We start from the raw sequence: 12271 nt of genomic DNA on the forward strand, positions 1-12271 counted from the left end.
AGAGGAGCCCTCAGCTGACGCGAAACGACCGATTCACGGCGGCCGACTCGACGCACAGCGCCGGATTTGCCTAGCGACTTACTCGGAGCGCTTTTCGAATATGCCTTTGGCGATTGCAGCCGCCGACATTGCGTTCGGCCAGCCGGCGTAGAAGGCCAGATGCGTAATGACTTCAGCGGCCTGAATTTGGGTCAGGCCATTGTCCAAGGCTTTATTCACGTGAAAGGGAATTTGAGCGGCTTGCCCCACTGCAACCAGGGCTGCGACCGTGATCAGACTGCGATCACGGGGAGTTAGCGTCGGGCGCAGCCACAGGTCATGGAACAGTACCGAAGTTGTATAGCCTGCGAGTACTTCGAAAGCGGGGCCGATCATCTGTTCTACCGCCGCCACGCGCATCTGCTCAAAGGCTTCGTCGACTGGGAGCATGTTGTCTTGTGCATCCGATAATGCGGTTGGCGGGATCCCTCGGGCTTCAAACACGTCTTTGGCGATGGATGCCGCCAACGTGGCATTGCCCCAGCCTGAATAAAACGCCAAATGAGTGATGACTTCACTCAGTTCGGTGGGCTTAACACCATTGTTCAACGCCAAATCGAACTGGCGAGCCATTTCGGCTGGCTGATGTCGTGCAATCAAGGCGGCAATAGTCACGATGCTGCGATCCCGGGGCAGGAGCTGCGGACGCTGCCATATCTCTTCCAGAAGCACGTCCTGGGTGTAACGTACAAATGCCGGGACGGCGAAGTTCCCTTCGGCTAACTTCATAGTGATTGATCGCTCGTGCAGGTGAATAATGGGAAAGCGAGGCGTGACGGCGCCCCCTGAAAGGAACACCGTTAGGCGGTAAAGAACGCTTAGCGGTTGATGGTTTTCATCATCTGCGCGTTATAGCGCTCACCTTGTACAGGCACCTTGGCCAGAACCTCACCAAGTTCACGAAGGTCTTCTGCGGTCAGTTCCACGGTTGCTCCGCCTACGTTCTCTTCCAGGCGATGCAGCTTGGTGGTGCCGGGGATAGGTGCAATCCACGGTTTTTGTGCCAGTAGCCAGGCCAGTGCAATTTGGGCCGGGGTCGCTTGTTTGCGCTGGGCAATTTCACCGATCAGGGCGACGAGATGGTGGTTAGCCTCGCGGGCACCGTCAGCAAAACGAGGCAGATTGTTCCGTACATCACCGCTGGAGAAGGTCGTGCCGGCATCAATTTTCCCGGTCAGGAAACCCTTGCCCAGGGGGCTGAAGGGAATGAAACCAATCCCGAGCGCTTCGAGGGTTGGAATAATTTCCAGTTCAGGCTCGCGGGTAAACATCGAATACTCGCTCTGAAGCGCCGACAGCGGCTGTACCGCATGGGCGCGACGGATAGCGTCTACGCCGGCTTCACACATGCCAAAGTATTTGACCTTGCCTTCCTTGATGAGGTCGCGCACGGCCCCGGCAACATCTTCCATGGGGACATCAGGATCGACGCGATGTTGGTAAAACAGGTCAATGCAGTCGGTCTTCAGGCGCTTGAGTGACTCTTCCGCCACCTGGCGGATGCGCTCAGGCCGACTGTCCAGCCCAGCGACGGGATTGCCGTCCTTGAAACCGAATTTTGTAGCGATGACGATCTGGTCGCGAAATGGCTGAACGGCTTCGCCCACCATTTCTTCGTTGACTTGCCCATAGGCTTCGGCCGAGTCGAAAAGGGTGACACCGCGCTCAAAGGCAGCCCTGATGAGTTTGATCGCGTCCGCTTTGTCAGTGGCGGGGCCATAGCCAAATGTCAGGCCCATGCAGCCCAGACCAATGGCTGAAACTTCGAGGCCGTTGCTGCCGATTTTGCGCTTTTGCATCATCCATCTCCTTTGAGGGTATTGGAAACCAACCCTCAAGTTGTTGGGTTATTGGGGGATGCAGCTACTTTAAAAAGATCTGAGACATTCAAGAAGTGGCATACTGAGATAACCGGTATGAGATAAATTCATAATGGCACAGTACGATTTCAACAGCCTTTCGGTGTTTATCACCGTGGCGCGCGAGCGCAGTTTCACCAGGGCCGCTGCCCATCTGGGTGTGTCCCAATCCGCTATCAGTCATAGCATCCGCAGTCTTGAAGAGCGTCTCGGAATTCGCTTGCTTACCCGCACCACACGCGGTGCGTCGCCGACCGAAGCCGGCGAGCGTTTGCTCGCCAGCCTCGTGCCTTACTACGAGGGAATAGAAGCCGAAGTCGCCGCGTTGGGAGAGCTGCGCGACAAGCCATCAGGGACTATTCGGATAACGTCCCACGACCATGCCGCATCCACCATTCTCTGGCCGAAACTATCCAAGCTGCTGCCGGAATATCCCGACCTCACCCTGGAGATCAACATCGGTTACGGGTTGATCGATATCGTCGCTGAACGTTATGACGCGGGGGTACGGATAGGTGATCAAGTGGCAAAGGACATGATTGCAGTCAGGATTTCCCCTGACTTTCGCATGGCTGTGGTGGGCGCGCCGGGGTACTTTGCCCACCGTACAAAGCCACAAGTCCCCCAGGATCTGACCACCCATAACTGCGCGAACCTGCGTTTACCCACCCATGGTGGCCTGTATGCCTGGGAGTTTTCCAAGGCTGGTAAAGCGCTGCATGTTCAGGTACCAGGGCAGATGATCTTCAATACCTCATCCCAGACAATGGCCGCCGCATTGGAAGGGTACGGGTTGGCTTATGCGCCGGAGGATGTTGTCCAGGCATACGTCGAGGATGGCCGGTTGATCCGTGTTCTTGAGGATTGGGCGCCGACGTTTCCGGGATATCACCTTTACTACCCGAGCCGGAGGCAATCCTTGCCAGCCTTCGCACTTGTAGCCAACGCTCTCCGCTACAGGGGTTAGGGCCTCCGCGAACAGATCCTGTGTTGGTTGTCGAATTTCTCGTTGGTGACTGACCACCTCCAGCAGTTGATCCACGCCATCATCAATGCCTGCTTTTGCCGGTTCCCACCGGCAGCTTTTGGCCGATAGCGGACATTTTCGTCTACCCGTATCAGCTTTGGAGCGAAAACAAGCACTCGCTTGCGTCTCGGCTGCTTGCCTTTAGAGGCCCTTGAACCGGCATTCAACTAAACAGCAAAAATAACGACTCCGATCCAACAAATCAGGGCCTAACAAGGCTCGGCAACACCACCCCCTCCCCCAACCTCTCCACCCCCAGCCTCACCCTCTCCCCCCCCTGCTCAATCACCACCCCATCCCCCTCCACCGCCACCAACTTCACCCCAGGCCCCACCCTCTCCCCCTGCAAAAAACTCCGCGGCGGCCCATCGTTCAAACTCAAAATCGCCACCGCCCCGCGCGACCCCGCCATCACCCCGCTCACCTTGATATCCACCGGCGCCGTCTGGTTGGAAAACCACTGCAACGCCGGGCTGTCACTGCGTGCCGCGAGCATTTGCGGGGGCGCTGGTGGGGTGTGGGATTCGGCGGAGGTCAGGAGTAGCGACGACCAGATCGCGACGCCGACCAGGGCGGCGAGCAGTGCGAGGGCCTGGACGGTTTGCGGGGGGGATATACGGGTGGTGAGCATCATGGGCTGAATCTCCTTTTAGTCCCTGCTGACAGGCTACGCGGCAATTCTCACGGTTTTATTTCACACGTCTTACATGTTGGCCGTGCAGGATGTTTTTTTGGGGACGGGGCAGGACGCAACGGAGTGCGCAACCGATGAATGTGGGCAAGCAACAGGGCTTTACGCTGATCGAACTGATGGTGGTGCTGGTGATCATCGGGATTGCCAGTGCGGCGATCAGTCTGAGTATCAAGCCGGATCCGCTGCAGTTGCTGCGCAAGGACGCCGAGCGTGTGGCGCAGTTGCTGCAGGTGGCGCAGGCGGAGGCGCGGGCGGATGGTCGGCCGATTGTGTGGGTGAGTGATGGCAAGGGGTTTCGGTTCAGTCGGCGCAGTGACAGTGGTCGGGGGTTTGATCATTTCAAGGATGATCCGCAGTTGCGGCCGCGCACCTGGCAGAGCCCGAAGCTGGAGGTGCGGGTGCAGCCTAAGCAGAAGGTGGTGCTCAACGCCGAGTGGATTAATCCGCCGCTGCAATTGACCTTGTCTGATGGGCTCAATCGGCTGAGTGTGCTGCGTGATGCCAGTGGCAGGATCAGTGTGCAATGAACGACCAACGGGGCTTTACCCTGATCGAGGTGATGGTCGCTATTTTGCTGATGGCGGTGGTCAGTCTGATTGCCTGGCGCGGTCTGGACAGTGTGACGCGGGCGGACAGTCATTTGCAGGCGAGCAGTGAGCAGAGCGACAGTTTGTTGCGGGCGTTGAATCAGTTGCAGCGTGATGTGGAGATGCGTGCGGGGATTGAATTGACCGAGCCGAAGAAGGTTGGTGTGGATGATGAGCCGCCGAGTGCGCCGCCTGCGTTGACGGTGCGCAGCAGTGATAGCAAAGGGTTTCGGCTGGATATTATTCGCCGTGCGGCGGATCAGCCTGGGGCTTTGCAGCGGGTGCGTTGGTGGGTCAAGGGGGATACGTTGTATCGGGCGGTGGCTGAGGCGCGCAGTCGTTATCCGTTGCCGGCGCCGGGAGCTGGGGTGGCGGTGTTGGATGGGGTGAGTGATGTGCAGGTGCGGGTTTGGGAGGTGGATAAGGGTTGGCGGCAGTTGAGTGGGAATCGGCGGGAGGAACCGTTGGGGTTGGAGGTAAGGTTGACGCGGGAGACGGCGCAGGGGGTGGAGCGGTATCGGCAGGTGATGGGGCCGCTAGAGTAGTCAGCATCGCCGCAAAACCCTGTGGGAGCGGGCTTGCTCGCGAATGCGGTGGGTCAGTTGATGATGATTTGGCTGAGTGGACGCCTTCGCGAGCAAGCCCGCTCCCACAGTTGGATTGGGTTTGGTCAGTTGGGGAATGGTTGGTTTGTGAGCTGTCATCGCTGGTAGGTCAGCTGCCACAAGCCGGTAGATATTGGTCGGCTGTCGGGCCGTCATCGCGAGCGGGCTCACTCCTACAAGTGGATGGTATGCAGTCTGAGAGAGATGAGTTGGCTGGAAGGCCGCCTTCGCGAGCAAGCTCGCTCCCACAGGGGGTGGTGGGGTTGGGTTAGCTGAGGACGACGACGCCGCCGGGCAGTTCGGTGCATTTGACGCCGTAGGCGTCGCGGATCAGCAGGGCGACGCCGGCGAGTTGGTCGAGGCTGAAGCGGGCCTGGACGCGGCGTTGGCCGAGTTCGCGGTTGAGCAACAGCAGCATGCCGGGGCGGTAGCGGTTGATCTCGTCGATCATCTGGCTGAGGGTTGCGCCGTTGAACACCAGCACTTGTTGGCGCCAGTTCATCACTGCGGCTGTGTCGACGCTTTGCACTGCGCCCACTTGCTGCGCGTCGTAGGTCAATTGCTCACCCGGCTGCAAACGCAGGCTGCGACCATCGACATTGACGTCCACCGAACCATCAAGGCAAGTCACGCATACTTGCTGATCGGTGTTACGCAGGTTGAACCGCGCCTGACTGGCCCGCAACCACCCTCCTCCGGCCTGCATCGCCAATGGCAACCGTGCGGTTTGCACTTCGACTTCGCCGCTGACCAGTTCGAATCCCTGCACGCCATCATCGCCAGCGCGCTGGTTGATACGGGTCTGGGTGTTGAGTTCCAGGCGCACGCCGTCAGCCGGTTCGAAACGCTTCTGCTGGCCGACTTCGGTGATGTAGTCGGCGCCGAGCCCTTCGAAGCCACCGGGGATCGTCCCGCGCACCAGCAGGAACGCAGCCGACGCAGCAATCGCACCACCGAGAAACGCACGGCGACCGAAGCGCCGAGGCGACTGCAGCATTTCAGCGGCAGGCTGCAGGTTGTGCCACAACACCTTGGCCTGCTCGAAAGCCTGAGCATGTTCGGCGCTCTGCGCGCACCACTGGCGCAACGCCCGGGCGTCGGACACGGTGGCGCGGCCGGAGGTCAGCAGGACCAACCAGTCGTGGGCTTCGCTGTGCAGATTGTCGGCTGCCGAGGGCTCGGCAGGTGTCAGTCGAAAGATGTTCAAACGCGCAGGTTCTCAACGAAATGATCGGGCACTATTCAGAAGACGGTTTTCCGGCCCCGCGACCGAACCGCTGAAACACTTTTCTTTCCAGTTTCGCCGCGCAGAAGCCCAATGCAGCTTTGATTTCCTTCTCGACCATGCGTGTGGAGATGCCGAAGCGCTGGGAGATTTCCAGGTGCGGCGCCTCTTCCAGCCGCGCTGCGATGAAGATTCTGCGACGCCGCGCGGGCAGCTCATAGAGGGCGCTGAGCAGCGACTGGATTTCCTTTTGCCCACCGACCACTCGCGCCGGGTCCAGCGCCTCGTCGCCGACTTGCAGCAGCTCTTCGACTTCCTCACCGGTGAGCAGGCGCGCATCGGCCTGACGGCGGTCGGCGGCGATGTTCAGGGCCATGCGATAGAGGTAGGCATTGGGCCGCAGCAGGTTCGGCGGCGTTTCCATGCGGTCGACCCGCAGGTAGGTTTCGTGCAGCACGTCGTTGGCCAGGTCTTCCGAGCCGAGACGCCTGCGCAAGCGCACCCGAAAGTCCTCGTAGGACGTCAGGAACAGCTGGACCATCGAACCTTGTCCGGTGTTTTTCATCCCCCGGAAACTCCTTCCCATTTGGTGCATTCCATGCGTTTCCCTGACGACTCCGGTAACAACAGCAACGTGACCGGCTGACGCAACGCGCTGGGCGTCGGCCGGTCGATCCTGAGATTGCGAAAGCTCTCCACCAGCGCGGTATCGCGCCGTTCATCACCGGTCGAAGTGACCAACCGGTTGTGCTGCACCACGCCGTCGCGCCCGACCCAGACCTGCAACACCGCGCGATAACTGCCCGGACGAGTCAGTGGCGAACGGCACAGGTTGCGCTCGATCGCCGCTTGCACCGCCGTGGCGTAACTGCGACTGACGGCGGCGCTGGCCGGGGTGGTTTTGTCCAGGGCCGAGGGCACGTCCTCGACCTGCGCCACCTGCAAGGTGAACGCGTCGTCGCGGGCATAACGCGCCATCAGGCCGCTGCCGCCGAGCAAACGGCGCAAGGCGTCGGCAGCGGTGTATTCGCCATCGACTGCCAACGAGCGCCGGCCACGACTCAACTGACTGTCGACCAGCACCGCCACCCCGGTGGCATGGCTGTACTGATCCAGCGCCCGGGCCAGGTCCTGCGCCGGAATGTGCAGCGTCATGCGCAAGTCGGCGGGCGCGGGTTCAGCTGTCGCCGCACCGCTGAACCAGCCAAGCAGCAGCCCCAGACTCACCCGGCGCACGAGAGTCGCTGAACGCTGAAGACCGTCCCTGGAACTGCCTCGCTGCACGGCTCACGTACCCCTGAAAACCGTCATCCTGATGGCTGTTTATGAATCTGGTGTGACGGGCGGTGCAAAAAAACCATCACGGGATTCGCGCGAGGCTTGCACTAGACTGCAATCAGAGAACGGCCGCTTCGGGCCGGCCAGGAGGCTTGCATGAAATCACTGTGGAAAATCGCCCTCGGCGGGCTGCTGCTGAGCGCTTTCGCCAGCGCCCACGCCGAACAGCCACTGGGCTGTGTGGAGGTGACGGTGGGTGGCTACAAGGCGCCGAATTATGATTGTCTGAGTCAGCAGATGGGTAACAATCCCGAGGGCGCTGCGGCTGCGCAGAAGAATCAGGAAGCGCTGAATGTGCCGGTGAACAAGCGGCCACCGAATCAGGTTGGCCTCGCAACGCCGGCGGCAACCAGTACGCGGATGGGGAATACGTTCGGGACGTCAGTCAAACCACAACGCCCACCCGCCAATAACGGAACATCCCCATTAACCAATAAATGAATAAAACACCTGAGGCTAAGAAACTCACACACCTAGAGGAAGGGGAAACACACCTGTGGCGAGGGGATTTATCCCCGATCGGCTGCGCAGCAGTCGTCAATCCCGCTGACTCGGTTTATCTGACGGACCCGCGTCGGATAGTTTTGGGCCTGCTGCGCAGGCCATCGGGGATGAATCCCCTCACCACAAGGAATACCTCAATCACAGGGTATGCATTTCAGTCGCTGGGGGTCTGGCGGAAGCTTACTGCGAGGCGATTCCAGCTGTTGATGGTGGTCACGGCCATGGTCAGGTCGACCATTTCGCCTTCATTGAATTGCTCGCGGGCCATCTGGTAAACATCATCCGGCACATGACTCTCAGCCAACAGCGTCACCGCCTCAGCCCAGGCCAACGCCGCCCGTTCACGCGGATTGAAAAACCCGCTGTCGCGCCACACCGCAATCGCATACAACCGCCGATCACTCTCCCCGGCCCGCCGCGCGTCCACCGAGTGCATGTCGGTGCAGAACGCGCAGCCGTTGAGCTGCGAGGCGCGGATCCTGATCAGTTGCAACAGTGGAGCCTCGATACTCAGGTCGCGGGTCAGCGCTTCCATGGCGATCATGGCTTTCATCGCCTTGGGTGAGGCGTTGTAGTAGTCCAGACGCGGGGACATGGGCAGGTCTCGGGAAGCGGAATGATGAGTTCACGGTAAGCGCAGAGCTGTCGGCGTTACAGCCCCAATTCCACGGAATATCGCTACACCACTGCCCAACAGATACACATAGAACCTGTGGGAGCGAGCTTGCTCGCGAAGGCGTCGTGTCAGCTACTAAAGTGTTGACTCACCCACCGCATTCGCGAGCAAGCTCGCTCCCACAGGGGGTCTAGGCCAATTTCGGGTTTTTGTGCTGCGCAACTACTGCCCATCACGCAACAGCGGTAATCTGGCCGACACCTCAATCGCCCCCCGGAGCCGCGTCGGTATGGAACTTCACGTCGTGATCAATGGCCGCAAGGACCTCGCCGGTCAGTTGTACCAGCAGCTGCGCGGCGCAATCGAGTCCGGGCGTCTGGCCGCCGGTACACAGTTGCCGCCCAGTCGACTGCTGGCCGAGCAACTGGGGATCTCGCGCAAGACCATTTCCGACACCTACGCGCAGCTGACTTACGAAAACTTTCTCACCGGGGTGATCGGCAAAGGCACGTACGTCAACGCCCGCCCGGCGCAGATTCAGCGCAAGCAGAGCCACACCGAACTGGCCAGCGCCGAGGTGATCGAGCGCTGGCGCAATCTGCCGGTGTTTTTGCGCCACCCGACGCTGGAAGGTTCGTTGCGCTACGACTTCATCGGCGGCGCCACCAGCAAGGGCCAGTTCCCGCATGACGACTGGCGCCGCTGCGTGTCGCACGCGATGCGCCAGATGGCCGGGTCCAAAGGTTTCTACAGCGTGCCCGAGGGCCTGCCGGCGCTGCGCAACGCGATTGCCCGGCACATTGCGTTCTCGCGCGGGATCAACTGTCAGGACGAAGACATCGTGGTGTGCAACGGCGCGCAACAGGCGCTGGACCTGATCACCCGCGTGCTGATCAGCCCTGGCAGCCGGGTGGCGATGGAAGACCCGGGTTATCCGCCGGCCCGTCTGCTATTTGGCACCCACGGCGCCGAGGTGGTCGGCGTGCCGGTGGATGCCGAAGGCATTGTGGTCGAGCAGATTCCCGAGGGCACGCGGATGATTTACGTCACCCCGTCGCACCAGTTTCCGCTGGGCATGCCGATGAGCCAGGCGCGCCGCGAGGCTTTGCTGGCCCGGGCGTATGAGCTGGGCGCGATCATCATCGAGGACGACTATGACAGCGAGTTCCGCTACGAAGGCCGGCCTACGGACTCTCTGTTCAGCCTTGATCAGCGCGGCATCGTGGCCTACGTCGGCACCTTCTCCAAGACCTTGCTGCCGGAGTTGCGCCTGGGTTACGCGATTCTGCCGCCGGCGATTCTCGAAGCGGTGATCCGCGCCAAACAACTCACCGACCTGCACGCCTCAACCCTGCCACAGTGGGCGCTGGCCAAGTTCATCGCCGAGGGTTGTTTGCTCAAACACATCCGCCGTTGCCACGGGATTTACGCCCAGCGCCGCGAACGGATTCTGGCGCGCATGGCCGGTGATCTCTCGCCGTGGCTCGATGCGGTGCCGGCCAGTGCGGGCTTTCACATGGCGGTGTTCTGCAAGGTACCGGTGGATCTGCCGCTGGTGATCGAGCTGGCGAAAAAGGTCGAGGTCGGGCTGTATTCGATCAATGGGTTCTATCACCAGCAACCGGCGAGTAACGGCCTGTACTTCGGCTTCGGCGCCATCGAGACGCTGGACATCGACACCGCTCTGGATCGCCTGCGCGACATTCTGCAACAAGTGGCGTGAATGATTGGTCTGGGCGATTAACCGCCGATTGGTTATTGGTGATCAGCAGGTGCAGGCCTATTCTGCATGGGCGTTATCCCTCAATGAGCAGGATTCGTCCGGCCTGATTCAGGAGTGTGAGCAATGTCCAACCAAGTGATCAATACCGTCGAGGTGCGCGCCGCCGCCGGGCGTTCGGAAGAGCTCGGCCGGCAGTTGCAGAAGATCGTCGACACCTTGCGCCAGACACCGGGTTGCGATTCCTATCTGGTCGACCGCTGCCCGGACGACAACCACCACTGGACGGTGAGCGCACGCTGGCAGTCGGAAGCGGCGATGCAGGCGCATTTCAACCGGCCCGAGGCGCAGGGGTTTATTGACCTGATCGATAGCCGTTTGGCCAATAGTGTGGATTTCAATAGTTTCCCCATCGTCTGACCGGACGCCTTCGCGAGCAAGCTCGCTCCCACATTTGGAATGCGTTCAACTGTGGGAGCGAGCTTGCTCGCGAAGGCGTATTCAGCTGCACCGCCGAACGACTGATTGGTCACCCGATCTTCCCGAATATTGGCCGTTTGAATACCCCGCCCCGCAGACTACTGTGGTCACCACCCCTCCCCAACTGGTGATCCGCCATGAAAGCCCTGCACCTCTTCACCGCCGTTCTCGCCCTGTCCATGTCTGCCGCCGTCCTGGCCCACGACCCATCGGAAAAAGTCACCGTCCTGCAAGACCAGATGCTGAAAAACGCCCCCGGCAAGAAAGCCATGATGATCGAAGTCGACTACAAACCCGGCCAGTCCTCCATCGCCCATAAACACGACGGCACCGCCATGGCCTACGTGCTCGAAGGCGAAGTGATTTCCCAGGTCAAGGGCGAACAGGCGATCACTTACAAGAAAGGCCAGTTCTGGTACGAACCGGCCGGCTCCGAGCATCTGGTGTCGAAAAACGCCAGCAACACCAAACCGGCGAAGTTGCTGGTGTTCATGGTATTGGCCCCGGACGAGCAAGTATTGATCCCCTTGAAAAACTGATGGATGTTTGCACAGCCATAAATAAAAAGGCGCAAAACCATGTTTCGCGCCTTTTTATTTCCCGAGGCAATTAACCGATTTGCCTTAAAGCCAATAAAACTAATGCATTGCCCTAACTCGAAAAATTGTCAGCTTGTTTACAGCTTGGCGGGGTTAGTCTGAATTAACTGTCGTGCGCTCTCGATCCACAGCGCGACAACTCTGACTTTCCGACTGAAGTTGCTTCACGGGAGACTCACCATGAAACTTGCCTTTGCCAGTACCTTGGCGATATCGGTGTTAGCTTTGTCCGCCTGTTCAGTACCCACCGCGCCGAAAGCGGTTTCGTCCCTCGATACCCTGTTCACCCAACCGGTCGGCCGTAGCAGCGCCGCCCAGGTGCAAAGCGGTCCCGGCGTGTCACTGGGCGTGGTCTACAGCCCGAGTACCCAGACCAACCGTGAATACCTGCGTGACTATCAGGCCAACGCCGGCACCGGTTTCGGCCAGAGCCTGCTGGTGCAGCCGATCCACGACGCCTACGTCAACACCTCGAAACCGGACATGGCGGTGGACTGGGTCAAGGCCTCGCTGCAACGGCAATTCGGCTCGGTCACGGTCTATCCGGACATGCAGAGCCTGCGCGCGGCGCACCCCTATGTGGTGGCGATCGTTGACACCCACAGCCAGTTGATCACCTCGCGCAGCTCCGACATCAAGGCTGATGTGAGTGCGGACTTCTATGATGCGAAGTTGAACTACATCGGTACGGCGAAAGGTTCGGAGGCCAAAGAACTGACGCCGGTGTGGGCGGACTTCAAAGGTTCGGACGAGATCGTCGCTGATATTAATCAGCAGCAGGATGTGCAAGTTCGGGCGTTGCAGAAGTTTGATCAGTCGCTCAACAATTTATTGACCAGACCGACAGATAAAGTGTCGATGCTTGATAATAAACAAGCACCTGGCTTGTATTGATCCAGAGGGCCTCTTCGCGAGCAAGCTCGCTCCCACAGGGGGAATGCATTTCAAATGTGGGAGCGAGCTTGCTCGCGAAGGGGC

15 protein-coding genes are annotated in these 12271 nt (G+C 59.9%); 8 read left to right on the top strand and 7 right to left on the bottom strand.

The genetic code is table 11. The annotated features are described in order from the left end of the window. Positions 1–78: 78 nt before the first annotated feature. A complete protein-coding gene (locus PMI25_RS13925; protein ID WP_007968548.1) occupies positions 79–768 on the bottom strand; it encodes a carboxymuconolactone decarboxylase family protein in 690 nt (229 codons plus the stop codon). 89 nt (positions 769–857) lie between these two features. Beyond that, positions 858–1838 (bottom strand): aldo/keto reductase, encoded by a 981-nt coding sequence (locus PMI25_RS13930; protein WP_007968551.1) that lies wholly within the window; start codon positions 1836–1838, stop codon positions 858–860. Positions 1839–1971: 133 nt separating this feature from the next. Between PMI25_RS13930 and PMI25_RS13935 the strand changes: the two genes are divergently transcribed. Beyond that, the gene (locus PMI25_RS13935) at positions 1972–2865 is read left to right on the top strand and encodes a LysR family transcriptional regulator (RefSeq protein WP_007968553.1); all 894 of its coding nucleotides are present in this window, start codon (positions 1972–1974) and stop codon (positions 2863–2865) included. A gap of 262 nt (positions 2866–3127) precedes the next feature. On the opposite strand, the gene PMI25_RS13940 is transcribed toward PMI25_RS13935, so the two are convergent. Continuing rightward, positions 3128–3559: a type II secretion system protein N gene (locus PMI25_RS13940; RefSeq protein WP_007968555.1), complete on the bottom strand. Its 432-nt coding sequence runs from the start codon at positions 3557–3559 to the stop codon at positions 3128–3130. Positions 3560–3693: 134 nt separating this feature from the next. On the opposite strand from PMI25_RS13940, the gene gspH reads away from it, so the two are divergent. Together gspH and PMI25_RS13950 are read left to right on the top strand one after the other, a co-directional pair. Next, entirely contained in the window at positions 3694–4146 is a 453-nt protein-coding gene (gene gspH, locus PMI25_RS13945; protein ID WP_007968556.1) for a type II secretion system minor pseudopilin GspH, read from the top strand. Further along, positions 4143–4751, top strand: coding sequence for a prepilin-type N-terminal cleavage/methylation domain-containing protein (locus PMI25_RS13950; RefSeq protein WP_007968558.1), 609 nt, complete (start codon positions 4143–4145; stop codon positions 4749–4751). The genes gspH and PMI25_RS13950 overlap by 4 nt, the downstream gene beginning before the upstream one ends. A 328-nt stretch (positions 4752–5079) precedes the next feature. Here the strand turns inward: PMI25_RS13950 and PMI25_RS13955 are convergent, their stop codons facing one another. The 3 genes from PMI25_RS13955 to PMI25_RS13965 are packed head-to-tail and all read right to left on the bottom strand — an operon-like array spanning position 5080 to position 7263. Beyond that, a complete protein-coding gene (locus PMI25_RS13955; protein WP_007968560.1) occupies positions 5080–6018 on the bottom strand; it encodes a FecR family protein in 939 nt (312 codons plus the stop codon). Positions 6019–6049: 31 nt separating this feature from the next. After that, entirely contained in the window at positions 6050–6601 is a 552-nt protein-coding gene (locus PMI25_RS13960) for an RNA polymerase sigma factor (protein ID WP_007968562.1), read from the bottom strand. Further along, positions 6598–7263: a secretin and TonB N-terminal domain-containing protein gene (locus PMI25_RS13965; protein ID WP_045122060.1), complete on the bottom strand. Its 666-nt coding sequence runs from the start codon at positions 7261–7263 to the stop codon at positions 6598–6600. The genes PMI25_RS13960 and PMI25_RS13965 overlap by 4 nt, the downstream gene beginning before the upstream one ends. Before the next feature lie 207 nt (positions 7264–7470). Between PMI25_RS13965 and PMI25_RS13970 the strand changes: the two genes are divergently transcribed. Further along, positions 7471–7815 (top strand): hypothetical protein, encoded by a 345-nt coding sequence (locus tag PMI25_RS13970; RefSeq protein WP_007968566.1) that lies wholly within the window; start codon positions 7471–7473, stop codon positions 7813–7815. A 217-nt stretch (positions 7816–8032) separates the two neighbouring features. On the opposite strand, the gene PMI25_RS13975 is transcribed toward PMI25_RS13970, so the two are convergent. Beyond that, on the bottom strand, positions 8033–8473 hold the full coding sequence (locus PMI25_RS13975) for a carboxymuconolactone decarboxylase family protein (RefSeq protein WP_007968568.1): 441 nt from the start codon (positions 8471–8473) through the stop codon (positions 8033–8035). A 310-nt stretch (positions 8474–8783) separates the two neighbouring features. Between PMI25_RS13975 and pdxR the strand changes: the two genes are divergently transcribed. The 4 genes from pdxR (at position 8784) to PMI25_RS13995 (ending at position 12187) form a co-directional block, all read left to right on the top strand. Beyond that, on the top strand, positions 8784–10217 hold the full coding sequence (pdxR, locus tag PMI25_RS13980; protein ID WP_007968570.1) for a MocR-like pyridoxine biosynthesis transcription factor PdxR: 1434 nt from the start codon (positions 8784–8786) through the stop codon (positions 10215–10217). Between the two features lie 123 nt (positions 10218–10340). Next, the gene (locus PMI25_RS13985; protein WP_007968572.1) at positions 10341–10634 is read left to right on the top strand and encodes a putative quinol monooxygenase; all 294 of its coding nucleotides are present in this window, start codon (positions 10341–10343) and stop codon (positions 10632–10634) included. Positions 10635–10831: 197 nt separating this feature from the next. Beyond that, complete coding sequence (locus PMI25_RS13990) at positions 10832–11233, top strand: cupin domain-containing protein (protein WP_007968573.1); 402 nt, start codon at positions 10832–10834, stop codon at positions 11231–11233. Positions 11234–11473: 240 nt separating this feature from the next. Then, positions 11474–12187, top strand: a complete 714-nt coding sequence (locus PMI25_RS13995; protein ID WP_007968575.1) for a hypothetical protein — start codon at positions 11474–11476, stop codon at positions 12185–12187. Positions 12188–12271: the final 84 nt, after the last annotated feature.

The sequence above is a fragment of the Pseudomonas sp. GM30 genome (assembly GCF_000282275.2).
Classification (GTDB): domain Bacteria; phylum Pseudomonadota; class Gammaproteobacteria; order Pseudomonadales; family Pseudomonadaceae; genus Aquipseudomonas.